At 62.1% G+C, this 24,628-nt stretch carries 19 protein-coding genes and 2 tRNA genes; 7 read left to right on the forward strand and 14 right to left on the reverse strand.

The window, feature by feature from the left end; genetic code table 11:
- Nucleotides 1–35 precede the first annotated feature (35 nt).
- Nucleotides 36–1,715, reverse strand: a complete 1,680-nt coding sequence (gene ettA, locus AABA34_RS07735) for an energy-dependent translational throttle protein EttA (protein WP_252257432.1) — start codon at nt 1,713–1,715, stop codon at nt 36–38.
- 201 nt (nt 1,716–1,916) lie between these two features.
- On the opposite strand from ettA, the gene AABA34_RS07740 reads away from it, so the two are divergent.
- The 3 genes from AABA34_RS07740 (at nt 1,917) to AABA34_RS07750 (ending at nt 7,428) form a co-directional block, all read left to right on the forward strand.
- Complete coding sequence (locus tag AABA34_RS07740) at nt 1,917–3,125, forward strand: GGDEF domain-containing protein (protein WP_338304611.1); 1,209 nt, start codon at nt 1,917–1,919, stop codon at nt 3,123–3,125.
- A gap of 56 nt (nt 3,126–3,181) precedes the next feature.
- Nucleotides 3,182–5,908: a CHAT domain-containing protein gene (locus AABA34_RS07745; protein WP_338304612.1), complete on the forward strand. Its 2,727-nt coding sequence runs from the start codon at nt 3,182–3,184 to the stop codon at nt 5,906–5,908.
- Nucleotides 5,909–5,988: 80 nt separating this feature from the next.
- The gene (locus tag AABA34_RS07750; RefSeq protein WP_338304613.1) at nt 5,989–7,428 is read left to right on the forward strand and encodes a M28 family peptidase; all 1,440 of its coding nucleotides are present in this window, start codon (nt 5,989–5,991) and stop codon (nt 7,426–7,428) included.
- Here the strand turns inward: AABA34_RS07750 and AABA34_RS07755 are convergent, their stop codons facing one another.
- The 6 genes from AABA34_RS07755 to AABA34_RS07780 all read right to left on the reverse strand — a co-directional run bounded on the left by AABA34_RS07755 (nt 7,429) and on the right by AABA34_RS07780 (nt 13,430).
- Nucleotides 7,429–8,601 (reverse strand): DUF1501 domain-containing protein, encoded by a 1,173-nt coding sequence (locus tag AABA34_RS07755; RefSeq protein WP_338304614.1) that lies wholly within the window; start codon nt 8,599–8,601, stop codon nt 7,429–7,431.
- Between the two features lie 4 nt (nt 8,602–8,605).
- Complete coding sequence (locus AABA34_RS07760) at nt 8,606–10,063, reverse strand: DUF1800 domain-containing protein (protein WP_338304615.1); 1,458 nt, start codon at nt 10,061–10,063, stop codon at nt 8,606–8,608.
- Nucleotides 10,064–10,237: 174 nt separating this feature from the next.
- Nucleotides 10,238–10,314 (reverse strand) — tRNA-Pro (locus tag AABA34_RS07765).
- A 50-nt stretch (nt 10,315–10,364) separates the two neighbouring features.
- Nucleotides 10,365–10,440, reverse strand: a tRNA-Ile gene (locus AABA34_RS07770).
- Nucleotides 10,441–10,524: 84 nt separating this feature from the next.
- Nucleotides 10,525–11,511, reverse strand: coding sequence for a polysaccharide deacetylase family protein (locus tag AABA34_RS07775; RefSeq protein ID WP_338304616.1), 987 nt, complete (start codon nt 11,509–11,511; stop codon nt 10,525–10,527).
- Between the two features lie 119 nt (nt 11,512–11,630).
- Nucleotides 11,631–13,430: a histidine kinase dimerization/phospho-acceptor domain-containing protein gene (locus tag AABA34_RS07780; protein ID WP_338304617.1), complete on the reverse strand. Its 1,800-nt coding sequence runs from the start codon at nt 13,428–13,430 to the stop codon at nt 11,631–11,633.
- Nucleotides 13,431–13,716: 286 nt separating this feature from the next.
- On the opposite strand from AABA34_RS07780, the gene AABA34_RS07785 reads away from it, so the two are divergent.
- Entirely contained in the window at nt 13,717–14,178 is a 462-nt protein-coding gene (locus AABA34_RS07785) for an Lrp/AsnC family transcriptional regulator (protein WP_034952874.1), read from the forward strand.
- A gap of 18 nt (nt 14,179–14,196) precedes the next feature.
- Here AABA34_RS07785 and AABA34_RS07790 read toward each other — a convergent pair whose 3' ends face one another.
- From AABA34_RS07790 to AABA34_RS07810, 5 genes are all read right to left on the reverse strand, one after another.
- Entirely contained in the window at nt 14,197–15,489 is a 1,293-nt protein-coding gene (locus AABA34_RS07790) for an NAD(P)/FAD-dependent oxidoreductase (RefSeq protein ID WP_338304715.1), read from the reverse strand.
- Between the two features lie 231 nt (nt 15,490–15,720).
- Nucleotides 15,721–17,070: an acetyl-CoA carboxylase biotin carboxylase subunit gene (gene accC, locus AABA34_RS07795; protein ID WP_338304618.1), complete on the reverse strand. Its 1,350-nt coding sequence runs from the start codon at nt 17,068–17,070 to the stop codon at nt 15,721–15,723.
- Between the two features lie 9 nt (nt 17,071–17,079).
- Nucleotides 17,080–17,568, reverse strand: coding sequence for an acetyl-CoA carboxylase biotin carboxyl carrier protein (gene accB / locus AABA34_RS07800; RefSeq protein ID WP_338304619.1), 489 nt, complete (start codon nt 17,566–17,568; stop codon nt 17,080–17,082).
- Nucleotides 17,569–17,671: 103 nt separating this feature from the next.
- Nucleotides 17,672–18,115, reverse strand: a complete 444-nt coding sequence (locus AABA34_RS07805) for a type II 3-dehydroquinate dehydratase (protein ID WP_338304620.1) — start codon at nt 18,113–18,115, stop codon at nt 17,672–17,674.
- Nucleotides 18,116–18,214: 99 nt separating this feature from the next.
- Nucleotides 18,215–19,804, reverse strand: coding sequence for a beta strand repeat-containing protein (locus AABA34_RS07810; protein WP_338304621.1), 1,590 nt, complete (start codon nt 19,802–19,804; stop codon nt 18,215–18,217).
- A gap of 270 nt (nt 19,805–20,074) precedes the next feature.
- Here AABA34_RS07810 and AABA34_RS07815 point away from each other — a divergent pair, with 270 nt between their 5' ends.
- From AABA34_RS07815 to AABA34_RS07825, 3 genes are all read left to right on the forward strand, one after another.
- Nucleotides 20,075–20,392 carry a TraR/DksA family transcriptional regulator gene (locus tag AABA34_RS07815; protein ID WP_338304622.1) on the forward strand — a complete coding sequence of 106 codons (318 nt, stop codon included), beginning with the start codon at nt 20,075–20,077 and terminating at the stop codon, nt 20,390–20,392.
- Nucleotides 20,393–20,478: 86 nt separating this feature from the next.
- A complete protein-coding gene (locus AABA34_RS07820; protein WP_338304623.1) occupies nt 20,479–20,946 on the forward strand; it encodes a DUF2946 family protein in 468 nt (155 codons plus the stop codon).
- Nucleotides 20,947–21,022: 76 nt separating this feature from the next.
- On the forward strand, nt 21,023–23,143 hold the full coding sequence (locus tag AABA34_RS07825) for a TonB-dependent receptor (RefSeq protein WP_338304624.1): 2,121 nt from the start codon (nt 21,023–21,025) through the stop codon (nt 23,141–23,143).
- 52 nt (nt 23,144–23,195) lie between these two features.
- Here AABA34_RS07825 and AABA34_RS07830 read toward each other — a convergent pair whose 3' ends face one another.
- Nucleotides 23,196–23,609, reverse strand: a complete 414-nt coding sequence (locus AABA34_RS07830; RefSeq protein ID WP_338304625.1) for a holin family protein — start codon at nt 23,607–23,609, stop codon at nt 23,196–23,198.
- A 104-nt stretch (nt 23,610–23,713) separates the two neighbouring features.
- Nucleotides 23,714–24,598 carry an HpcH/HpaI aldolase/citrate lyase family protein gene (locus AABA34_RS07835; protein WP_338304626.1) on the reverse strand — a complete coding sequence of 295 codons (885 nt, stop codon included), beginning with the start codon at nt 24,596–24,598 and terminating at the stop codon, nt 23,714–23,716.
- Between the last annotated feature and the right edge of the window lie 30 nt (nt 24,599–24,628).

Raw genomic sequence — 24,628 nt, forward strand, 5'->3', positions numbered from 1 at the left:
CCGACAAGCAGCCCGATCCGGATCAAGCGCCTGAATTAACGCGTCAGCTTCTTGTAAGCGAGGCGCGTGGGGCGGTCTGCCGCATCGCCCAGACGGCGACGCTTGTCTTCCTCATAGGCTTCGAAGTTGCCTTCGAACCATTCGACATGGCTGTTGCCTTCGAATGCGAGGATGTGCGTCGCGAGGCGATCGAGGAAGAAGCGGTCGTGCGAAATGACCACGGCGCAACCGGCGAAATTCTCGATCGCATCTTCCAGTGCGGCGAGCGTTTCGACGTCGAGATCGTTGGTCGGTTCGTCGAGCAGCAGCACGTTGCCGCCCTGCTTCAGCATCTTGGCCATGTGCACGCGGTTGCGTTCACCGCCCGACAGCTTGCCGACGTTCTTCTGCTGGTCTGCGCCCTTGAAGTTGAACGCGCCGACATAGGCACGGGTCGACATGTCGTGGCCGTTGACCTTCATGTAATCGAGCCCGTCGGAGATTTCCTCCCACACGTTCTTGCTGCCATCGAGGTGGTCGCGGCTCTGGTCGACATAGCCGAGGTGCACCGTCGAACCGATTTCAACCGTGCCGCTATCGGGCGTTTCCTTGCCGGTGAGGATCTTGAACAGCGTTGATTTACCCGCACCATTCGGTCCGATCACGCCGACAATACCGCCCGGAGGCAGCATGAAGGACAGGTTTTCGAACAGCAGTTTGTCGCCATAGGCCTTGGTGATGTTCTTGGCCTCGATCACCTTTCCGCCTAGGCGTTCGGGCACCTGGATGACGATCTGCGCCTTGCCCGGAGCACGTCCGGCCTGGGCTTCCTGCAGTTCCTCGAATTTGCGGATACGCGCCTTGGACTTGGTCTGACGCGCGGCCGGGGTCTGCCGGATCCACTCCAGCTCGCGGGCAAGCGCCTTTTGCTTGCCGCTTTCCTCGCGGCTTTCCTGTTCCAGACGCTTGGCCTTCTTTTCGAGATAGGTCGAATAGTTGCCTTCGTAGGGGTAGTAGGAGCCGCGATCGAGCTCGAGGATCCATTCAACCACATTGTCGAGGAAGTAGCGATCGTGGGTGATCATCAGCACCGCACCCGCGTATTCCTTCAGGTGGTTTTCCAGCCACTGGACGCTTTCGGCATCAAGGTGGTTGGTCGGTTCGTCGAGCAGCAGGATCGAAGGCTTCTGGATCAGCAGGCGGGTCAGCGCGACGCGGCGCTTTTCACCGCCTGAAAGATCGGTAACTGGCCAGTCGCCCGGCGGGCAGCGCAGGGCCTCCATCGCCACTTCGAGCTGGTTGTCGAGCGTCCAGCCGTCAACCGCGTCGATCTTGGCCTGCAGATCGCCCATTTCCTCCATCAGCGCGTCGAAATCGGTGTCCTCTTGCGGATCGCCCATTTCGGCGCTGATCGCGTTGAAGCGATCGACCAGATCGGCGATCTCGCGCGCGCCGTCCTTGACGTTCTCCATCACGGTCTTGCTCTCGTCGAGCTCGGGCTCCTGCTCAAGATAGCCGACAGTGATGTTTTCACCTGGCCATGCTTCACCGGTGAAGTCCTTGTCGATCCCGGCCATGATCTTGATCAGGGTCGATTTGCCCGCGCCGTTGGGGCCGACGATGCCGATCTTGGCGCCCTGATAGAACTGGAGATTGATGTTCGAGAGCACCGGCTTTTGGGCACCGGGGAAGCTCTTGGTCATGCCTTTCATGACAAAGGCGTATTGCGCGGCCATTGGTCGTCCTTTGGATCGAAAGTGTGTCTTTGGATTGCTTGGGGCGCAGATAGGGGCAAGCGTGCAGGCAGGCAAGAAAGGTTTGCGTGCCCCGGAGCAAGGGTTTCGAAAGCGCCGAACAAGCCGGCAAAGGCCGCGGCGTTCTAAACACGCCCTTAACCTTATCGCTCTAACTCACTGGAAGTTGGACGGAACGGGTCGATGCAAACGCAAATTCTAGGACTGGTAACGCCTTTGATGGCGTTGTTCTTTGCAGCGACCTTTGCGGTGCTGTGGAAGGTGGGCGGCCTGAAACGCCACGTTCTGGGGTTCGCGATTGCTTATGTCCTGTCTGCGACCGGCTTTCTGATCACACACATCGCACCCGCCGATGGCACCTATGTCTTTCACGCGACGCAGGTGTTCTACAGTCTGGCCTCCACGATGATGGCCGCCTGTGTCTGCGAACGGGTGGGGCAAAAACTGCACCTGCCGAGCTTTGCCTTTGTCTACGTGATAAGCGCCCTTGTCCTGGCGGTTGCAGTGTCGACTACCAATGACGTCGGTCCGCGGTTGATAATCATCAACATGGGCTATGGCATCATGTTCACTATGTGCGCCACAACGCTGCTCGCAGCGCGTCGCCGTGAAATCCTCGATCTGGCTGTAATCGCCGTCATGGTGTTTCAGGCGCTGGATTTCTTCGTCCGGCCAACTCTGACACTGCTGATCGAACAGAGCATTCCGGCAGAAGTCTATCGCGACTCCGTCTACTATTCGCTTATCGGCCTCGCACTGGCGATTAAGGGCGTGACGACGGCAATGGTCCTGATCGGCGCAACGATTGCGGAATGGACCACGAACCTGCGCGAAAGCGGTGAACGCGATCCGCTTACGGGTTTGCGCAATCGGGGCGCATTCGAACAGGCGATGCAGGAGATGCTTTCCCGTGCGCAAGAGCAGGGGCAGGCTGTGACGCTTGTGATTGCCGATATCGACCACTTCAAGCAGGTCAATGACATCTGGGGCCATCAGGCTGGCGATCAGGCGATTTCGAGCTTTGGCCATTTGATTGATCAGACGATACGAGCCTGCGATGTAGCCGGGCGGGTCGGAGGCGAGGAATTCTGCATTGCCGTCTGGAATTGCGAGAACGATCCTGCCGAACGGCTCGCCGGGCGGATCAGACAGGGTTTTGCGAGGCTCAAGCATTCGGGATTGAGCGACGACATCCGCCTTACCGCAAGCTTTGGTGTAGCAACGGCACGCGCAGGTGAATCCTACGAGAGGCTGTTTTCGCGCGCTGACGCGGCGCTGTACCGGGCCAAGGCTGCCGGCCGCGATTGCGTTGTTTCCGAGCGTGACGGACCCGGTTCCTCGGTGGCCGATGCCGAGGCTACTCCCGCCGAAAGACGCCGAGCCGCGAATTGAGGTGGTTGCAGATTGCGGCGCTGGACTTGGAAAATTCCGGCCGATAAGCATCTGGCATGAAAGTGAATGTCGCGATTGTCGCTGCGCTCGCCGTTCTTGGTACGGTAGGCGGGTCTTGGACTGCGGTGATGGGGCAGCAACCCGATGGCAGCGCCGCTGATCCATATCTGACCGAGGCCGGACTGGAGCCATGCCCTGGCGACAATTACTTCGCGCGGCGGGACGCGGATCAGGACTTCGCGCTTTTGTGCGATGTCCTTGCCTACAGCAATCAGGGTATTCGCGATCGCGCCATGGCGGATCGGTTGCTCGAAGTGCTGTTCATGGCAGAGCAGAAGCGTTGGCCGATCCGAACACTATTGGCGTTGAAGACAGCGGATGTGCTGATTGATCTGGGAGAGCCGGAGGTCGCGCTTCGGTTGATTGACAGGCACGTCCAGCCGGATGCCGATCCTGCACTGGTTGCGCGGGCAGGAATCTTGGGTGAAGCGGTGCAGCTGCTTTCGGACCCATCGCCGGAATTGCTCGATGCTTTCGAACAGCGGCTGATGGTTCTGGAGGCGGGGCCGGGCGAACAAGGTGATGAACTGGCGCGCGAAACGCTGCTTGTCGGTTGGCGCATTGCGGGGTTTGTCCGGCTAGGACTGGACGACAATCAAGGCGCCCAAAGAGCATTTCTGCGCCTGTCAGAGCTTGCGACCGGCCCTTCCGATTACGCTGGAAGCTATCTGGTAATCGCCCATCGCGAACTGGCGCGGATCGCATTTGAACAAGGCGATCTCGACACGGCTTTGCAACTGGTCGCCCACGCGGAACCCTATCTCGAAGACGGGGCCAAGCCGCAGGCCTATCTGCATCCCGGCACCGAAGGGCTGGCCCTGCTGCGCGCGCAGATTGAACTGGCGCAGGGAAAATCGACTGCCGAATTGTTCCCTGGCACGCTGGTCGGCGATCCGGAGGCGGAATGGCGTCCCAGGGCTGATTGGAACCTGCAATTCGACGGCGAAACGCAGGCGCGGCGCGAGGAGGTGCTGACCCTTTATCGCAGGATATACAAGGAGCGAGGCAACCCTGATTTCTCGGAACGGCCGACGATCCCCGATTTGCCGATCCTGCGGTCGATGGCGTTTGAGCAAGCGCAATCGCTGCAGGTAAGTTCGGCCGATTCAGCCGCCAGCTTTGCCAATGCCTTGCGCCAGCTAGACAGCGACGAGGAACGCGCTCGGCTGGAAGCATTCGATCGCAGCAAGGCCCGGCTGCGTCAGGCATTGCGGCGCTATGCTGCACTGAATTCGGATGCTGATACGGCAGATGTTTCGGACGCGCTCGGCGAATTGGACCGAGCCCGCGCGGAGATTGCCGCACAACCCGATTTCGCGAGTGATTACGAAGATACGCCGGGCGAACCGGCGATCTATCGTTCGATCCATCCTTGGTATCTCGGGGCATTCCGGCAGGGATATGCGCGCGGCCAGATCGAAGAAATGTTGCTGATCACCCCTGCGGATGGTGACATTCATGTGTTCGCGCTTGGCTGGTCAGGGGATGCGCCTTTTGCATGGCACGTCCTTGAAGACGGGGTGGAGAAGATTGCACCGCTGGTCGATCGCCTGCGGTGTCAGGTCGACTTGAAGAGCTGCACCGACGAGGCCGAGTTTGCCTTGGCCGAGATGCCGGTAAGCCCTTCGGAGGAGAAAGGGCAGCAAGCCTATGATCAGGCGGCTGCCTATGAGATATATCGACTGCTTATCAAGCCAGTGGAGCCTGCGCTTACCAAAGGTTCTGACGTATTCGTGATGGCCAGCGGAGCTATGGCGACGTTGCCCTTGGCCATGCTCGTCACAGAGGCTCCCGATGAGGATTACGACTGGGCCGATTACCGCACGATGCGCCGCGCGCAGTGGCTCGGCAATCGTTATGCCTTCACCACCACGCCTTCGTTCGACAGCTTTCGGCCAAATCGCTTCTTTCCGATCAACAATGTCTCGCGCGACATGCTGTTCGCGGTGGCTGACCCAGCGTTTGACGGCCAGCTTAGGCCGGGGGAACTGCGCTCTGCCGATTTTCTGACGCTGACGCGCGAAGGCCGTCTCGCCAACCTCGAAGCGATCCGGAAGCTTTCGCCGCTGCCGGGGACAAAGGCTGAATACGAAGCGGTCCGTTCGGCCTTGCAAACCTCGGAGCATGTCGCCCTGCTCGGAACGCGGGCGACCGAGGCCGCGCTGCGCCAGCACCCTGACCTTGACGATGCACGCTACCTGTTGCTGGCAACCCACGGCCTGCTGCCGGGTCAGAATGATCGGGGACTGGCCGAACCCGCGCTGGTCCTTACTCCGCCTGATGATGCCACGAGCGAAAATGACGGTTTGCTGACGGCAAGCGAGGTGCGCTCGCTGAACCTGCGTGCCGAATGGGTGTTTCTGTCTGCGTGTAACACCGCGAATGCAGGGGGAACGGGTGATAGCCTGTCGGCGCTTGCCAGCGCGTTCCTGCGCGCAGGGGCCCTGCAGGTGATGGCTAGCCACTGGCCGGTGCTCGATGATGTCACCCCGGCGCTGACAACCGCCACGCTGCGTGCTTCGGCCCGCAATCGCCGGGGAGGGCCGGGCCGCGCCTTGCAAAGCGCAACGCGGGCCGTGCGCGAAGGGCGTTGGCCAGGCAGCGGCAGGATTGAGGGATGGCAGGAAAGCTGGGCGCATCCGATGGCGTGGGCGCCGTTCGTGCTGATCTCCAACGGGGATGAGGCGATCGTCAACAACCGGTTCGACACAGACTGGAATTGATCACTTTTTGCGCAATTTGCGCGATGGCAGGGCTGCGTCCCACTGGACTTGCCGCGCCAAGCTGCCTAGCAATTCGCTCCATGAAAAAAGCACTCCTTGCCACCGCCGCCCTCATCATCGCCGCACCGCTCGCCGCCGAAGCGCATAGCGATGCACCGAGCCTTCAAGACGTCGCATCGCAAGCCTTGGAAAGCGACACCTACGCATGGGATTTCGTCGAAGGGGTGACAACCGAAGTCGGCCCGCGTCAGGCCGGAACGGAAGCCGAGGCGCGCGGGCGCAAATGGGCGGTGGAATGGCTGAACGCGCACGGCTTTGCCAATGTCGCGGACGAGCCGTTTGAAATGGAAACATGGATTCCGGGCGAAATCCACCGCGCGGAAATCACCAGCCCGTTCCCGCAGCCGCTGGTGATCCAGCCGCTGGGCGGCAGCGCCTCTACCGGGCCTGACGGGATTACCGCCGAAGTCGTCATGTTCGAAAGCGTCGCCGCGCTTCAGGCCGCGCCCGAAGGCAGCCTGACGGGCAAGATCGCCTATATCTCGCATTCGATGACGCCGACGCAGGACGGCTCGCAATACGGCTTTGCCGGGCCGGCGCGCTGGGTTGGCGCGGAACTGGCCAAGCAGCGCGGCGCGATCGCCACCGTCATCAAATCGGTCGGCACCGATTACCACCGCAACCCGCACACCGGTGGCACGACCTTCCGCAATGCCGACGGATCGAGCGATGTCGGGCGGCCTGTGCCCACCCCGGCGGGCGCATTGTCGCTGCCCGATGCCGCAAACCTTGAACGCATGTTTGAGCGCGCCGATGGCCGTCCGATCATGATGAAGCTGACGCTGACCCCGGAAAATCTCGGCACCACGCTTAGCGGCAATGTCGTGGGCGAGATTGTCGGGCGCAATCCTTCGCTGCCACCGGTGCTGATCGCTTGCCACCTCGACAGCTGGTGGAATGCGCCGGGCGCGTTTGACGATGGCGCAGGCTGCGGCATCGTCGCGGCAGCCGCGCTGAACGTGCAGAAGACCGGCCAGCCGCTGCGCACCATTCGCGTGCTGATGGCGGGGGCAGAGGAAGTCGGCCTGTTCGGATCGACCGCCTATTCCGAGGCGCATATTGACGAGAAGATCGGCGTCGGTCTCGAAAGCGATTTCGGCGCGGACCGTATCTGGCGTTTCGAAAGCAATTTCCGCGAAAGCAATCCCGCTCTGCACACCCGGATCGCCGGTGCGGTGGCCCGTTTTGGCGTTGCCAATTCAACCAATGTCGCAAACGGCGGGGCGGACCTCAACATCGTGCGCGATCAGGGCGGGGCGCTGATCGATCTGCAGCAGGACGGCACCCGCTATTTCGACCTGCATCACACGCCCGACGACACGCTCGACAAGATCGACCCGGTGCAACTGCGCCAGACTGTCGCGGTGTGGACGACAGTGGTGGGCATTCTCGCGAACGAGAGTACCTCGATCCAGACCGGCGGCCCGATCCCGAGCGCACCGGCAATCATGGACAAGTGATCAGCTGCGCACGAACCCGCTGACAGGCGCGCCGCTGCGACCGGGGAACAGCCGGGCCAGCGCGCGTTCGGGATCGAGCGCGAGATGTTCGGCGACGGCTCCGGCCACGACGCTTTCCAGCGCCATCGTCGGCCGCAGGTCGCGCCCTTCGTACAGGTCGCTTTCGCCCAGTCCGGGCCAGTCGGCCATCACCCGTCCACCGCGCAGCGCTCCGCCCATCAGCAGCGTTGCCGATGCGGTGCCGTGATCGGTCCCGTTCGTCCCGTTGAGCCGCGCGGTTCGGCCAAATTCGGTGGCAACCACCACCATCGTATCGTCCCATGCGGAGCCCATGCCCGCCCGATACGCGCCAAGCAGCGCGTCGAGCTGGCTCGCGTTGCGCCGGAATGCACCGACCTGATTGGCATGGGTATCCCAGCCGCCCAGTTCGATCATCGCTATCCGTGCGCCGTCTTCGCCGCGCATCAGTGAGGCGGCGAGATCACCCGCAGCCTGAGCATCGCGCAGATTGCGCAGATTGTCGTCCGCCGCCATCGCCTGCGTTTCGAGCGCGCGGCTCCACAACCCGCCAAGCTCGGCATCCTCGCCATACAACATGCCGACCCGCGCCATGAAGGCGTCGCTCGCCTGTGGCAGCGCGCTTGGCGCGTAGCTGGAGGCGGGCGCATCACCGCGCAGCGCCAGCGGCATTGTGGGCGCGATGGCCAGAGCCTTGGGATGTGTTTCGCCCGCCTGTTCGCCGATCATGCCGACCAGCCGATTCAGCCAGCCGTCGCTTTTGGCATAGGGCTGCGCCGCGCCCGTTTCGAGCATGTTCTGCCCGTCGAAATGCGAACGCTCGCGGTAGCTGGTGGCCGTGGCATGGACGAACAGCGCCTCACCTGCATCATAGGCCGCACCGACCTGATCGAAGGCGGGGTGGATCGCAAAGAAGCCGTCGGCGCGCCGCGCCCCGTCATATTCTGACAGCGTCGCGCGTCGCAGTTCGGAAAGACCCGGGTCACCAACCGGGGCCAGCATCGCCATGCCGTCCGCCGCGCCCCGCAGCAGCACGAACAGCAGGTTTTTCTCCCCGGCTGTCCGCGCGAATGCCATCGAAGGCAGGGCGAGGCTGGCCGTGCCCAGAGCAATCGACCCGCCAAGGATCGAACGGCGATCTAGGGTGAACGTCATCGTCTTACCTCCGCATCATTTCGGGTGAGACCAGCAACAGGCCCAGCGCCTGCGTCCCGCTTTCGGCACGGGAGAGCCATGTGCGCGTGTTGTCGCTCAGCATGCCGGGGAAAGCGGATTGAGCACGCTCCATCACATCGTCAGCGGGGGCATTGCGGGCGATCCTTTCGGCCAGTTCGACCCGCCGGAACAGCGCATCGGGCCCGGCCCAGCTTCCGGCCAGATCATCGTAGCCTGCGGGTGAGGGCGCACGCCACGGCAATTGCCCGATTTCATTGAGAGCGCTGGCTATCCGCCGCGCATCAAGATTCTCGATCCCCGTCAAGCGCAGCACCGAAACCAGCCATTCGAACGGCTGCTTGAACTTCACAGGCTCTGCGGCCCAGACCTCTGGCGCTGCGATCAGAGTGCGGGTCAGGCTCGCCAGCTCACCGCCGGTCTTCAAAAAGTCGGCTTCTAGCCGGTTGATCAGGCTTGCCGGGGGATCATCGCCGCCGAAATGCCGTGCAAGCTTGGTTGCGACAAAGCGTGCGGTGGCCGGGTGGCTGGCGAGATCGTCCAGCACGTCCAACGCCTGCCGTGCACCGCTATCGCGATAGCTTCGTCCCATGATCGTGCGATTGCCCGGTTCATGCGCCACTTCGACAAAGGCGGCACCATTGGCCTGTCCCTGGGTGAATCGTTCAAACCGGCCAAGGCCCTGGATCGACCAGCCCGTTAGCGCACGGGCGAATTCGGTGACGTCGCTCTGGGTGTAACCGCCATCGACCCCCAGCGTGTGCAATTCGAGGATTTCGCGAGCGAGGTTCTCGTTCAGACCACGCGGCCCGCCTCCCTGATCACCCTGTCGCCTGCGAGCCCGCATCTGCATGAAGCGGGAATTGGGGCCGACCGACTGGAACTGATCAAGATACAGCAGCATCGCCGGATGCAGCACCGCCGCTTTCAGCATGTCGGCAAAGCGACCCAGCACGAAGGGGCGGATCGCCTGGAATTCGTGATCGGCCACCTGATAATGCGTCCCCGGCTTTTGTGCGCTGACGCTGAAATGGTTCGCCCAGAAATGCACCATCCGTTCCATCATGGGCGTTTCGCTGGCGATCGCGATATGCGTCCTGAGCGCGACATCCCGGCGCAGGGTCTGGCCAGCAGCCATATAGGATTGGCGCACTTCAGGGGGGAGGCCGTTCAGGGGATCGCTGCCGCGCATCCCTTCAGTCATGGCCGCCATGTCGGCGTCGCCTTCGCTGGCCTGCATCTGGCGCTGTTGCCGCAGCCGTCGCAGCATCTGGAGGATTTCGCCCGGCTTGGCCGCATTGTCCGATCGTCCAGCAATCGCTGACGGGATGGGATCAAAGGCATCCATCTGCGCCAGCAGGTAACGGGCCGGATCGTCGGGTACGCTCTGCTCGCGTTTCAGGCCGTAGCCAAAACGATTGAGGGCGATGCTGGCTTTGCTCATTCTCTGACACCTCGCAAATCCACCGGACAGCAGACAATCTGCCGCCGTCGCCGCGTCATGTCACGTCGCCTTGCGTCACAAATTGTCGCAAGCCGCAATGGTAAAGCCGTCAGCGCGCCAAATCCGTCGCGCATTGCCAAGGCATTTTCGTGATTTTGGATGACTGGATTGAAATGGTCGGGGAGACTGGATTCGAACCAGCGACCCCCTGTACCCAAAACAGGTGCGCTACCAGGCTGCGCCACTCCCCGACTTCATTTCAATCGCCCGAACGGGCTCTTTCGTCGCCATGCGCAAGGCGTGGTGGGCCCGGCAGGATTCGAACCCGCGACCTAGCCGTTATGAGCGGCCAGCTCTAACCGCTGAGCTACAGGCCCGTAAGCCTTCGAGACGTGGCCTCGATGACGAAAGCAGCACGGCCCCTACAGCGAGAGGGATAAAGAAACAAGCGGGGAAGCGCGCTAAGCCCGCGATGCCTTGATGATGTCCGCCACTGTCGTGCTTTCGACCCTGCGCCCGTCGAGATAGGCGTAGATTTCGCGCAGCCACGAATACAGCGCCTCCACGTCCTGTTCTGTGCGCGTATAGGGTGTGAAACCGGGGGCGAGCGTCGGGCTGTGCAGCGACAGCACCAGCACCGGCAATTGTTCATCCAGCGCAATGTCGATGCCCCGGATTGCTTCCTCGGCAGTCACACCTTCGGGCGTCAGGGCGATGCGTTCCAGCAGGCGAAGCCGGGAAAAGCCGCCAAACATCGTCGGGACATGGCGCTGGGCGCGGTGGAGATGCTTGCCCATTTGGCGCAGCAGCCCCCAATAGACGCTGGTCACGGGGAGTTCGAGCAACCGCCGATCATCATCCACCCAATAGGGCGTGACGGGATGGTGGGTATAATCCGGCCCTGACTGCGCGCGGTAATCGAACAGCGATCGAACGGAAGTGTCGATCGCGATGCCGTTGGCCTTGAGGATTTCGGCGCTGTTCGGGCCAAGACCATATCGACCCGCACGGTAGATCAGCGGAGCCGTTCCGAAGGCCTTGTCGATCTGTTCGCACAGCGCCGACAGCTTGGCCGCTTCCAGTTCCACCGGCAGGCTGCCGGCATAGGAATTGCGGGCATTCACCTCTTCTTCAAAGGGCGGGTTGACCCAAGGGTGAAGCTGCGCACCGATATCCGCCTTTCCGCGGCGCAGGGCATCGCCGATGATCTCGACGGCACGCGCATCGGTGGCGATGGGCCAATCGACCAGATAGACCGGATGCGCACCGATTTGCTCGCAGAACGCCTGAAAACGGGGTATCGCTTCGACATGCTTCAGCCCGTGCCTGTCGCGGGTAAACGGGCCTTCCCAGTCAAATTCCTCTTCGGTGTCGATCGTCAGCAGCGCCCGCTGCCCGAATTCTGGGGGGAAACTGGCGGCGTGACACGGGCACGGGGGATCGATCATGGATGCGCCTTGCGGGCATCCATCGTGCCTTATCAGATCTATGTTGCCCGTCCGCATGATCGCATCGCCTTACAGCAAAAGCGTAAGCGATGCCTTACCGCGACCTTAAGGTTGGGAATTCATATTTCGCTTTTTTCCGGCGCCTGCGTCGTCCGATCGTCCCGTGCCAGCGGCAAGGTGAGGACGATTGTTTCATCGTCGCGCACCAGATTGCCTCCGGCCGCGCGGGCCTCCGCCCGGGCGAGACGCAAGGCGAAACCCGCACCGAACAGGCCGGCGTTGATTGCTGTACCGATCGGACGGGCCTCGGCGGTGAAAATGTCTTCCTCCGCCAGCAATTGTGCTGGCAGTTCGCAGGTCAGAACTGCCTTGTTGCCAATGGTTTCGAGCGTCGCGTTCAGCATTTCCCCTGCAGAGCTGCCGCCACCCAATGTTGCAAGCAGGCGCCAGGCGAGGGCCTCGGCCTGATCGGTGCTGATGCCGACAATCGCCTGCACCTGCGTATCCTCCAGTGCGATGCCAGCCATGCGCGGGCGCAGCACCTGATCAAGCTGGCGGTTGGTCTGGCCGATTATGAGAGCCAGATCGGCTTTGCCCGGCTCGATCTCTATCACTCCGGTTTCGAGCTTGGCGAGGCGGTCCAGCTCCTCAAACCCGGCAAGGATGCGCGCCGCATCGGCGGCAATCGCTGCGGCGAGCGCGCGGTATTCATGCGGGGCTGCGCCAAACAATTGCTGCTGGATAACTTCGGCATAGCCTTGCACCGCCGTGATCGGGGTGCGCAATTCATGCAGCAGCTGGCGGATCCGATCCGCTTCGCGTTGGGCGGCGCTGACATATCCGGAATCGCTGTTGGCGAGCCTGCGGAAGCGGCCGAAATAGCCTGCGAAATTGCCGCTGTCGGTAAAGCGCGGCTGCGCATCGACGATCCATTCCCCGGTGATCGCCTCGGCTCCGACCAGGCTTTTCGGCGTCGCGATAATCGGTTGCCGCCGGTAAAACGCGCGTTCGAGCGGGGTCTGGCGATTGGCGCTGCCAAGCCGGGCCGGCGCGACAAGGCGCGTACCGATCACCATCGCCGCGACTTCGCTGTCGGCCCATTCGATCCGGCCTCCGGCATCGGCGGCGAAACCGAAGGCCCTGACTTGCGGGCGCGATCGCAGGTCGTCTTCGCCCAGCGGCAGGCGCGGTTCGCTGGTGTCAGGTTCCGCGCCGACTTCGCGATTGCGCTTGAAGGCGGCGATGCGTTCAACCAGCGCGGAAATCTCGCTGCGGCCTTCGTCGACGGGATCGGGCGCGTTTTCGGAAGTCGCCGTTTCCGTGTCACTGACGATATCGTGGGGCGGGGCAGCGTCCGCAACGATGCCGCTCAGCCTCACCGGTGGCGGCGGCACGAAGTCCGCACCGGGCTCAGCCGCGCAATCTTCCTCCGGGGCCGGGGCTTGCGCATCATCAGTCACCTTGTCCGGACGCGGAAGGCCGCGATCGTGCACGCCCAGCCGCTCCAGCAGTTTCTCGACATCCAGCGGCAGATCGCGGCGCAATCGCAGGAAGCCGCGCGCACGCACCGGCAGCCGGGGAATCAGCGCCGACCAGTCGTCCGAGGAGAGCTGCGCCCGGTTGAGCGCAGCCGAGGCAACCTCGGGTTCGAAATTGGAAAGATGCGCGGCCAGTTCGGGATTGCGAAACCGCCAGCCGGGCTCACGAACCATCTTGGCCCGCGATGCGGCGGGGATTTCCTCCGCCAGCGCGTTCATCCGCATCCATGCCGCCGCGACCAGAGCGGGGTCGCTGGCCGAACCGGCGCTGGTGCGCTCCTCCCCCAGAATATCGAGCAACTGCCTGAATTGCGTGCGCAATCCGACATCGCTTGACGCGCGCTGACGCAGCACAGTCGCAAGGCGATCATCGAAAAACATCCACGCTCCAGACGGCAAAGGAAACCGTGCCGCAGGTTCCGCCCCGGGTCAGATTCGCTGACGCAAGGCGCACTGCAGCCGAATATCTCTAGCAGCGCAGGAGAATTGTCACAGCGCGCCGTCACGCGCGTTGCAAAGCGGGACAATTGCTGGCACATAAAATTTTATTAGGTTTGGATATGCCGTTTGGCATATGTTCTTGCAGACTTTTGTTGGCACATTAGCCGCGCAGCTGCGTTCAGGACATATTGCGGCATGCGAGACATCGGAGGGAGCCCGAGGGGACATGGCGAATCTGGATGAGATCGATCGCCGTCTGCTGAGTGAATTGCAGGCGGAAGGGCGCGTTACAAATGTCGAACTGGCGCAGCGCGTCGGATTGACAGCCCCGCCGTGCCTGCGCCGTGTTCGCGGGCTGGAGGAAGACGGCGTCATCCGCGGCTATCACGCCGATCTCGACCCGTCGAAACTGGGTTTCGCCATCACCGTGTTCGCCATGGTCAGCCTGAAAAGCCAGGCCGAAAGCGCGCTGCGCGAATTCGAAGACCACATGCGCGACCTGCCCGAAGTGCGCGAATGCCATATGCTCAACGGCGAAATCGACTTCATTCTGAAGATCGTCAGCCGTGACCTGCAAAGCTTCCAGGAATTTCTCACCAGCAAGCTGACGCCCGCACCCAATGTCGCCAGCGTCAAAACCTCGCTGACAATCCGCACCGCGAAGCACGAGCCGGGCGTGCCGCTTTAGCGGCGCGATAGGGCCTGGTCAGTGCAGTTTCAGCTTGGGCCGCACCACGCGGTTTACCCGGCCCACCAGCATCAGCCCCAGTCCGCGCAGCCAGCCGTGAATGCCGAGCAGGTGCATGCGGTATAGCGAGGTATAGATCAGCCGCGCCATGCGCCCTTCCACCGCCAGCGCGCCGCCGACCAGATTGCCCATCAGGCTGCCCACGGTTGAAAACCGGCTGAGCGAGATCAGCGAGCCCTTGTCTTCATAGACAAAGCTCTTGAGCTTCTTGCCCTTCTGCTTGCGCTTGATGTTGGTGAACACCGTTGCCGCCATCTGGTGCGCGGCCTGCGCGCGCGGGGGAATGGGGGAATCCTCGTCCGGCGGGGTGTAGGACGCGCAATCGCCGAGCGCGAAAATGTCCGGATCGGTCAAAGTCTGCATCGTTTCGGTGACGAGGATCTGGTTGCGCGGATTGGTGGCGAGGCCCAGCGTGCCGAGGAATTCGGCGCCCTTTACCCCGGCAGCCCAGACCATCAGATCGGCTTCGATCACATCGCCTGTCTGCGTCACCATGGCGCGGCGGCGCGCCTCGATCACCTGAGTCTGTTCGCGAACAGTCACGCCCAACTTGTTCAATTCCTTGCGCGCCGCACCCGAAAGCTTTTCCGAAAGCGCGGGCAGGATGCGCGGCCCCGCTTCGAGGATGGTGACATCCATCCGGCTTTCGTCGAACACTTCCAGCCCGTAATGCCGCAGCGCCCCGGCGGCGTTGAACAGTTCCGCGGCCAGTTCCACCCCGGTCGCGCCCGCGCCCACGATTGCAACCTTCACCCGCGCATCGGCACCGGGATCGGCCATCATGGCGCGGCTGACGCGCAAACAGTGGTTAAGCAGCTTGGTGCGGAATTTGTCGGCCTGTTCGCGGCTGTCGAGATAGAGGCAGTGTTCCGCCACCCCCGGCACGCCGAAATCGTTTGAGATCGACCCGACCGCCAGCACCAGAATGTCATACCGGATGGTATGCCCGCCGATCAGTTCGTCGCCATGATCGTCCAGCACCGGGGCAAGCCGGATCGTCTTCGTCTCGCGGTCTATGCTTTCAAGGCTGCCCTGGAAAAACCGGTATCCCCAGCGCGCGCAGTGCCCGCGATAGCCGACTTCATCGAGGTTCGCGTCCAGTGATCCGGCGGCGACTTCGTGCAGCAACGGCTTCCAGATGTGCGACAGGTTCTTGTCGACAAGGATGATGTCGTGCTTCTTGCGCCCGTATTTCGCGCCCAGCTTGCGCACGAGTTCCAGCCCGCCCGCACCGCCGCCCACGACAACGATCTGGGTCTTGCGCGAGCGTTCGGGGCGCGCAGGCGCGGGTACAGCGACTTTTGTCGCCGCACTGCTTTCTGCTGCGCCGGGTTCCGAAATGATTTCGTGCTTCACCCAAGGCCAACGCACGACTGCTCGATTTGTGCCTAAAAATGATAGTCAGGCGTCAAATATTTCGCAGCGAAGTCTTCTCGAGTTGGAAAATTAGGCGTAATCGGGCTTCGACGGCCTAAAAGGTGCTCACCCCTCGCGCGTTGCCAGCCACTCTTCCAGCCACTTGATCGTGTAATCGCCGTTCAGCACGTCGTCCTGCCGCAGCAGTTCCTGATGCAGCGGGATGTTGGTTTTTACCCCTTCGACCACCATTTCCTCCAGCGCGCGGCGCAGGCGCATGATGCAGCCTTCGCGGTCGCGGCCATAGACGATCAGCTTGGCGATCATGCTGTCGTAATAGGGCGGGATCGAATAGCCGGCGTAAAGCCCGCTATCGACGCGCACATGCATGCCGCCAGCCGGGTGGTAATAGGTGACCTTGCCGGGTGAAGGCGCAAAGGTGAACGGGTCTTCGGCGTTGATCCGGCATTCGATCGCGTGGCCCCGGAATTCGAGGTCTTCCTGCTTCACCGAAAGCGGTTTTCCGGCGGCAATGCGGATCTGTTCGCGCACCAGATCGACCCCGGTGATCGCTTCGGTAACGGGGTGTTCGACCTGGAGGCGGGTGTTCATTTCGATGAAGTAGAATTCACCGTTCTCCCACAGGAACTCGATCGTGCCGGCGCCGCGATAGGCCATGTCGCGCATCGCTTTTGAGCAGACCTCGCCCATGCGCATCCGCTCTTCGCGGCTGATGACGGGGGAGGGCGCTTCTTCGAGCACTTTCTGATGCCGGCGTTGCAGTGAACAGTCGCGTTCGCCCAGATGGATCGCATTGCCATTGCCATCGCCAAACACCTGGAATTCAATGTGGCGCGGATTGCCGAGGTATTTCTCGATGTAAACGGTGGCATCGCCGAAAGCGGCCTTGGCCTCGCTACCGGCCTGCTTCATCAGCGTTTCGAGCTTGTCCTCGCTCTCGCACACTTTCATGCCGCGCCCGCCGCCGCCCGATGCGGCCTTGATGATGACGGGATAGCCGATTTCGGCCGCGATCTTCTTCGCTTCGGCAGGGTCTGACACCGCGCCGTCCGAACCGGGGACCAGCGGCAGGCCCAGAGCTCCGGCGGTGCGCTTTGCCTCCACCTTGTCGCCCATCGTGCGGATGTGTTCGGGCTTTGGCCCGATCCACGCGATGTCATGCGCTTCGACGATTTCGGCGAACTTGGCGTTTTCCGAAAGGAAGCCATAGCCGGGGTGGATCGCGTCGCATCCGGCGACTTCCGCGGCGGAGATGATGTTGGCGTGGTTGAGATAGCTTTCCGCGGCAGGGGGCGGGCCGATGCAAACGGCATGATCGGCCAGCCGCACATGCATCGCATCGGCATCGGCGGTGGAGTGCACCGCGACCGTTTCGATCCCCATTTCATGCGCCGCACGGTGGATGCGCAGCGCGATTTCGCCGCGATTGGCGATCAGGATGCGGTTGATGGACATGGGCAGCGCCTACCCGATGACGACGAGCGGCTGGTCGTATTCGACCGGCTGCGCATTCTCGACCAGGATCGCCTTGATCGTGCCTGCCTTGTCGGCAGTGATCGGGTTCATCACCTTCATCGCTTCGACGATCAGCAGCGTGTCGCCTTGCGCAACGCTGTCGCCGACCTTGATGAAATTGGCTGCTCCCGGTTCGGGCGCGAGATAGGCGGTCCCCACCATCGGCGATTTGAGCGCGTCGGCATGCGTGTCTGTTGCGGGCGCTTCGGGTGCGGGCGCGGCGGCGGCGGGTGCAGGCGCGGCGGGCGCCGGCGCAGCCATCATTGGCGCTGCTGCCATGACGCCGCCTCCACGCGAAACGCGGATCTTGCGATCATCGTCTTCGACCTCGATTTCGGTCAGACCGGTTTCGTTGAGCAGTTCGGCAAGCTCGCGCACCAGCGCGGTATCGATGTTCATGCCCGAGTTTGACCCCGTGCTCGGCTTCTTGTCAGCCATGCATATCCCTTTTGTGGCCCCGTTTTTGTTTCAGGCGTGACTATTGACGCCAATTGCGGCTGGCAAGTGGCAAAGCGCGCAAATTGTGCAATTCGTGTGACAGTCAGACTTCGCCTGACGCTACGGCTTCCAATGCGATGCGGTAGGAATCGGGGCCGTGCCCTTCGACAGTAAGCGCGGCAGCCATGCCGATATAGGAAAGATGGCGGAACGGTTCGCGCGTCTTGGGATCGGACAGATGCACCTCTACAACGGGGGTGCGGATCGCCTTGATCGCATCGAGCAGCGCGATCGAGGTATGGGTGTATGCCCCGGCATTGAGCAGCACCGCACGCGCGCCTTCGGCCTGCGCTTCGTGCAGCCAGTCGACCAGCATCCCTTCGTGATTGGTCTGACGCATGTCGATCGTCAGCCCCAGGGCGCGGGCCCGATCTTCCAGCATGCCGGCGATTTCGTCCAAGGTGGTGGAGCCGTAAATCTCCGGCTCGCGCAGGCCGAGCAGGTTCAGGTTCGGGCCGTTCAGGACATAGACGGTGGTATCGCTCATGGCGCCGCGATAGCCGGATTCTCAGCGGTTAGAAAGCGCGAAGGGCCGCAGCTTTCGCCGCGACCCGTCTCGTTATTCTGGCACTTGGGTCAAACAGGATCAGGGGAAATTCTGGGTGACTGTTGCCACAAGCCCGGTCCCGGTCTGATTGACCGTTGAGGTGTCGCCAGTTCCGCCCTGACTCACAGTCGCCATCAGAGACGTGCCATCCTGCGTGATGGTGCTGATGTTGAATGTGCCGTCCTGATTGAGGATCGCCATGCTGCTGGTGCCGGACTGCGTAATTGTCGACGTGCCGTTGTCGCCGCCCTGGTTGACATCAGCGATGTTGAGGGTGCCGCCAAGGTTTTGCGTCACGGTAGACACGTTCTCGTTGCCGATCTGGTCTACGAACACGTCACTGTTTGCGCTCGACGCGGTGACAGTCGATTCGTTGAGCGATCCTGATTGAAGGATAAAGACATCGCTCCCCGATGGCAGTGGACTGGCGCTGGGAGTGGCATCGCCAATCAAAGTGGTGCTGGTGTTGAAGTCACCCACTTCCTGCGTAAGCGAATGCGAGCTGTTCTGCGCAAGTTGATCGACGACACCTGTGTTGTCGTTGCTCGATTGCACGATTGTACTGGTGTTGTTGTCGTCGGCAGGACCGGAAACATCGGTACCCTGCTGGACTTCGGCGAGATTCCCGTTGCCCGATTGGGTGACAGTGCTGTCCTGATCGCCAGAAACATCGCCCTGGATCACGATCGCTCGATTGTTGTCGCCCGACTGGGTGATGGTGCTGATGCTGTCATCGCCACCCTGATCGGTGTCAGCGAAGTTCCCGTTCCCGCTTTGGGTGTGGAAGATGTCGGAATCATCGTCATCCTGGAAAGCGTTCGATTCGTTGTCGTTCCCGCTTTGCGTGATCAACACGTCGCCGCGATCGGTGTTGTCGTCCTGGTCGACGAAGCTGGTGTTGCCAGTGCCGGTCTGGTCAACATCGACATCGCCTTCTTCACCGTCCTGGATGATCGTCGAAGAATTGCCTGCCGCGGTTTGCAGCACATCGGCATCATTGGCGCGCTGTGACTGGAAGATGTCTGAGAAGTTGTCATCCCCGGTCTGCTGGACGGTCGCCGTCTGCGTGTTCTCTTCCTGCTCAATAAACGAAGTGACATCCACGCCAGCCGTCTGCGTGACGGTTGCAGTCTGGTTCTGGTCGCGCTGCACGACGACACTTACTGCGTCCGTGGTGCCCGTATCTTGCGTGACGCTGATATCGCCATTTGTGCCGCTCTGATCGATGAAAGAACCGGTGCCCGAACCAAAGCCTGATCCAAGGCCGCCTTGAGTCACATTCGCGGTGTTGCTTGTGCCGCCGCCGGCGTTGGTCTGGAACGCTTCGGAATTCATCCCTTCGCTGTCGGCCGTTTGCGTAACGGTCAGGGTGTTGTCGCCGGTCTGTGTGGCTTCAGAATAGCCGTTGGCGCCTTCCTGAGTGATTGTCGCCTCGTTGGCGATGCCATCAAATCCAGTTGCAGTACCATCCTGATTAAGCACCGATTCGTTGGTGGAACCGGGCTGAGAAACATCCGCAATGTTGCCGGATCCGGTCTGTGTGATTGTACTGGTGTTGTCCTGCGCTGAAACGGAACAAGCAACTGACAGTGCAACAAAAGATGCACCGGCGAAAACGACTTTGTTCATGTATTTCCCCCCCAGGAATCTACTGTTCGAATAACAAGTCCAACTCTGGCCTCGCGAGTTTGGACAAATCAGCGATCGGCAAGTTGTAACAGATCGACCGAGAATAGGGAAATATACGTACCCTTTGGCGGCCGCTTAACGCGCGAAATCCGCCCGAACGGTGCAAGATTGGCGAAATTGCAATGCTGCCGAGTGCGCCAATTTGCGCAGGATCAAATTCGCAAGCTTCCGCCTGCGCTATTCATGGTGAAAGAAAGGGAGAGTCGAGACATGACCCAATATTCCGACATGGCCGAAACGCTCAAAGCCCGAATGGCCGATTTGCTCGCGCGTGCCAAGGTGATCGAGGACGATCTGCGTCATCCGCTGGATGCCGATTTCAGCGAGCAGGCGATGGATCTTGCCGATGACGAGGCGCTGGAAGGGGTGGACGACGTATTGCGCGATGAAATTCGCCAGATCGCCAATGCATTGAGCCGGATCGAAAACGGAACCTACGGCACCTGCGCCAAATGCGGCGGAGAAATCCGGCGCGAACGGCTGGTTGCACGCCCGATTGCAACCCGCTGTATCGCCTGCGCGGAATAATGCCTTTGCGAACGGGGGCTATGCGAACGGGTCTTGCAAAAAACCGGAGTGACTTGCGTTCTGCCCGGACATAGGGGCCAGCATCAGTGGTCGCATTGAAATCCCCTCTACGCCGGTTCCGGCTCGCCGTGTTTGCCCTCCTGCTTGCGGGGCTGGGGCTGAATTCGCTTGCGCCTGCGGGCTATATGATTGCGCCATCGGCTTCGGGCTGGCTGAGCGTTGTGGTTTGCCCTGAAACCAATGCGCTTTCCCGGCTCGCCGCTTCGCCGCCCGCTGATATGCACACAGTCGATCATGCGGTCGATCATGTGGTCGATCACGCCGCGATGGGCCACGGGCAAGAAAGCGATAGCGGTTCGACATCGGCTGCCAAGGCCAAGGATTGCGCCTTTGGCGGCACGCTGAAGCTGACGACCGGGCCGGTCGATCCGGAATTGCTGGTCGCCGCGATCCTGTTCGTCCTCTTGCTTGGTCTTGCCCCGAGCCGACCGATATTTGTCAACGCGCGCCCTTATCTGCGCCCGCCGCTGCGTGGCCCGCCCGTTCCCATCTGATTTTCGAGACAATTTGCGCGCTGGCCGGCCTTGCGCCGGATAGCGCACTTGTGCCGATCAAATAGATGAGAAAACCATGAATTCAAGATACCTGATTACATGCGGGGCGCTTGCGTCGTGCCTGCTGCTTTCGCACCAGACTGCCTTTGCGCAGGAAGATACCTCTGCCGATGCCGGGGATTCCGTCCTCAGCGATACCATCGTCGTCACCGCCGTTCGCCGCGACACAATTGCGCAGGACGGCATACCGATGCCTGAACAGATCGCGCTGCCCGCCGATGCCGCCGCCATCGCGGCTCGCATTCCGGGCGGCGCGGTGGTGGGCAATGGCGCCCTGTCCGGGCAATTGTCGTATCGCGGCCTTGCCGGGCAACGCGTGCTGGGGCGTGTCAATGGACAACGCTTTGCCACCGGCGGCCCCAACGCGATGGACCCGCCGCTGCATTATGCCCCGTCAATACTGGTTGACCGGATAGACATTGCCCGCGGTGTCGCGCCCGTATCGCAAGGCCCCTCCTTGGCCGGGGCGGTCAATGCACAACTGGTGCAGACCGAGTTTTCGGAAAGCGTGTCGCTTTCCCCGCAGGCCCGGTTTGCCAGCCAGTACCGTTCGGTGGATGACAGCCATGCCATCGGCGGGCTTGTCGGGATGGCCAGTTCCGATTGGCGGATCGGCCTGATCGCCAGCCGAGAGGAAGGGGATGATTACGAATTCCCCGGCGGCACCGCGGTCGGCACCTCGTTCGAGCGCAATCTGTATGGGGCGCATGCCGGATTCCGCACCGGGCCGGGCGAACTCTATGTCGAATACCGCCGCAGCGAAACCGACCCGACCGGCAATCCGCCCTTCGCGCTCGATATCGTCTATTTCGATACCGATTTCGTGCAGGGCGGCTTTCGCGGAGAGATTGCCGATCAGGTGCATCTTGATCTGCGGCTTGGCCATGTTGCCATCCGTCACCTGATGGACAACCAGACCACCCGCCAGCCTGCCGCGCCGCCGATGATGGCGCGGGCGACCTTTGCCGATGCAGACACCAGCACGGCCGAGGCGTCGCTGCGGTTCGGCACGCAAGGCGCCTATTTCCAGATTGGCGGCGATGCCGAGCTTACGGACAAATTCGTGCGGATCACCAATCCGTTCAACGATGCGTTCTTCATCGATTCGCAGCCCAATGTTCAGTCCGAGCGGCTGGGCGCGTTTGCCCAGTGGCGCGGCGCGCTAGGAGAAGTCCAGTTCGAGCTGGGGGCGCGGGTGGACCGAACCGATCAGACTGCGGGCGTGCCGCAACTGGGTGCGGCTGTGCCTATGGGGCCGCGCGGTCTGGCAGCAGCGTTTGGCGCGGCGGATCGTGACAGGTCGGCCACCACCTTTGATACCGTTCTGCGGGCGTGGGTGGGCGTGGGCGATATCACTCCCCGCGTGACGCTGGCCCGTAAGGAGCGCGTGCCAAGCCTGCTGGAACGCTTTGGCTGGTTGCCGACAGAGGCCAGTTTCGGCCTTGCCGATGGCAATATCTATGTCGGCAATCTCGATCTGGCGCCTGAAACCGCATGGATCGCCGAACTGGGCTTCGACTTCGAAAACGAGGTGTTCTCGCTGCGGCCGACGGTGTTCTATCGGCGCGTCGACGATTTCATCCAGGGCGTGCCGTTCGATGCCACCATCGGCGTGATCGACAGCCCGGTTGAAATGATTGCGGCGATGAACGGGGACAGCACGCCCCTGCGCTTCGGCAATGTCGATGCTGAACTGATGGGGGCCGATCTCGATTTCAGTATTCGCCCGGTGGCGCGGTTCGTGATCGAGGGGACGGCCAGCTATGTCCGGGGCAAGCGGCGCGATATCGATGACGATCTCTATCGCATCGCGCCTGCCAACCTGCGGCTTTCGGCAAGTTGGCAGGGCAATCGTCTGTCTTTCGGGGCGGAAATGTTCGCCTCGGCTGCCCAGAACAAGGTCGCCCGGTCCAATGGCGAGGCATCAAGCGATTCCTTTGCCGTGTTCGGCTTGTTCGCGCGCTATGCGATGCGCGACGGCATGGCGATCGAGGCCGGGGTCGAAAACCTGTTCGATGCCGAATACCAGCCGCATCTCGCGGGCCGCAGCAGGGTGGGTGCATCCGATGTGGCTGTGGGAGAACGCCTGCCCGGCGCGGGACAGGGCGGCTGGGTGCGCTTTACGAAGCGGTTCTGACGCACCTCAGGCAATAGGGGCTGCCCGGCGTATCTGCCGGGCAGTCTTCCGTCTAGCGCTCCACGCCCTTGATCTTGCCCCATTGGCGCGCGGCGGTGTAGCCGAGGTAGCCGGTGCCGAACAGCGCGTAGAGCGGTTCCGGCAGGGCGGCGAGATAGGCGGTCATGCCTTCGCCGATGGCGCGCGCGGTGATCGGGTCGAACGCCGCGATCACGCCCATCGGCACGGCGAACAGGATCAGCGCATACATCACATAGAGGAAGCTGGGCCGGGCGCGGCTGGTCCAGGGATCGGTGCTTTGCGCTTCGGCGACAATGGCCTGCAATCGCGCCTCGATCAGCTGCATTTCCTGCGACCCTTCGAGCCGCAGCAGTTCAAGCTGCGCCTTGGCGCGCGCTTCCTTGTCCGGGATGATCTTGTCGAGCAGGGAAGTGATCGGACCGATAAGGCTTTCGATAAGGGCCATTGCAGCTGCGCTCCTGTTGCGAGTCGCGGCTGTGATAACCAAATAGGTTCGTGTAGGAAAGTTGAAGTACCAATCAGTCCGGCTTGGCCGGTGTTGGCGCGATCTCAACCGCCTTCAGCCTCCGCTAGCAGTCGTTCAGCCAGCGCCAGATGCGGCCGGTCGAGCATGTTTCCGTCCAGCGCCACCGTCCCTGCGCCGGGATTGTCGGCAAAGGCCTGAACCACGGCGCGGGCGTGGGCAATTTCATCCGCACTGGGGGTGAAGGCGGCGTTTATCGGGGCGACTTGAGCCGGGTGGATGGCCAGCATCCCGCGAAAACCCTGCGCCCGCACCGCCCGCGCGCGCTTTTCCAGCGCTTCGAGGTCGCGAAATTCGGGCTGCACCGTCTCGATCGGGGCGACCCCGGCCTTGACCGCGCCGAGCAGGCACAGGCTGCGCGCGAGCTCGAAAATCGGCAGATACTCGCCATTTTCGCCGCGCTGCACGCGAGCGCCAAGCTCGCTCGAAAGATCCTCCGCGCCCCAGCTCATCGCCACTAGACGCGGCGCGCCAGCGTAAGTGCCGGTGGTGAACATGGCCGCAGCCGTTTCGGTAACGAGCGCGGCTACCCTGGTCGAACCGGGGGCGATACCGGCGGATTTTTCGCGCGCGGTCAGCATCGCGTCGAGCGTCGCGACATCCTCTCCGCCTTCGGCCTTGGGCAGGAACACGCCGCCCGGACCTGCGGCCATGATCGCGTCGAGATCAGCCTCCGTGAGCCCGCCTGAAAGCGGGTTGATCCGCACCCAAACGCGCGCCCGGTTGTCACAAGCGGCAATCGCTTCGGCCACCATGGCCCGCGCCTCCGCCTTGCGTTCGGGGACCACCGAATCCTCAAGGTCGAGCAGGGCGATATCGGCATCGCTGGCGATGGCCTTACCCATCTTCTTCTCGCTGTCGCCCGGTGCGAACAGCCAGCTGCGCATCTTGAGGGTGGGGCGGTGTGTCATTGTGAACTCCTCATCTCGGATCAACCGGGT

It is taken from the genome of Erythrobacter sp. Dej080120_24, assembly GCF_036322605.1.
GTDB classification, from domain to species: domain Bacteria; phylum Pseudomonadota; class Alphaproteobacteria; order Sphingomonadales; family Sphingomonadaceae; genus Erythrobacter; species Erythrobacter aurantius.

Coding starts and splice junctions, on each gene's coding strand:
- AABA34_RS07780 (WP_338304617.1), bottom strand. CDS start 13,430: ATGTTTTTCGATGATCGCCTTGCGACTGTGCTGCGTCAGCGCGCGTCA.
- AABA34_RS07815 (WP_338304622.1), top strand. CDS start 20,075: ATGACCCAATATTCCGACATGGCCGAAACGCTCAAAGCCCGAATGGCC.
- AABA34_RS07805 (WP_338304620.1), bottom strand. CDS start 18,115: ATGAGCGATACCACCGTCTATGTCCTGAACGGCCCGAACCTGAACCTG.
- AABA34_RS07745 (WP_338304612.1), top strand. CDS start 3,182: ATGAAAGTGAATGTCGCGATTGTCGCTGCGCTCGCCGTTCTTGGTACG.
- AABA34_RS07750 (WP_338304613.1), top strand. CDS start 5,989: ATGAAAAAAGCACTCCTTGCCACCGCCGCCCTCATCATCGCCGCACCG.
- AABA34_RS07825 (WP_338304624.1), top strand. CDS start 21,023: ATGAATTCAAGATACCTGATTACATGCGGGGCGCTTGCGTCGTGCCTG.
- ettA (WP_252257432.1), bottom strand. CDS start 1,715: ATGGCCGCGCAATACGCCTTTGTCATGAAAGGCATGACCAAGAGCTTC.
- AABA34_RS07785 (WP_034952874.1), top strand. CDS start 13,717: ATGGCGAATCTGGATGAGATCGATCGCCGTCTGCTGAGTGAATTGCAG.
- AABA34_RS07760 (WP_338304615.1), bottom strand. CDS start 10,063: ATGAGCAAAGCCAGCATCGCCCTCAATCGTTTTGGCTACGGCCTGAAA.
- accB (WP_338304619.1), bottom strand. CDS start 17,568: ATGGCTGACAAGAAGCCGAGCACGGGGTCAAACTCGGGCATGAACATC.
- AABA34_RS07775 (WP_338304616.1), bottom strand. CDS start 11,511: ATGATCGATCCCCCGTGCCCGTGTCACGCCGCCAGTTTCCCCCCAGAA.
- AABA34_RS07740 (WP_338304611.1), top strand. CDS start 1,917: ATGCAAACGCAAATTCTAGGACTGGTAACGCCTTTGATGGCGTTGTTC.
- AABA34_RS07835 (WP_338304626.1), bottom strand. CDS start 24,598: ATGACACACCGCCCCACCCTCAAGATGCGCAGCTGGCTGTTCGCACCG.
- AABA34_RS07830 (WP_338304625.1), bottom strand. CDS start 23,609: ATGGCCCTTATCGAAAGCCTTATCGGTCCGATCACTTCCCTGCTCGAC.
- accC (WP_338304618.1), bottom strand. CDS start 17,070: ATGTCCATCAACCGCATCCTGATCGCCAATCGCGGCGAAATCGCGCTG.
- AABA34_RS07755 (WP_338304614.1), bottom strand. CDS start 8,601: ATGACGTTCACCCTAGATCGCCGTTCGATCCTTGGCGGGTCGATTGCT.
- AABA34_RS07810 (WP_338304621.1), bottom strand. CDS start 19,804: ATGAACAAAGTCGTTTTCGCCGGTGCATCTTTTGTTGCACTGTCAGTT.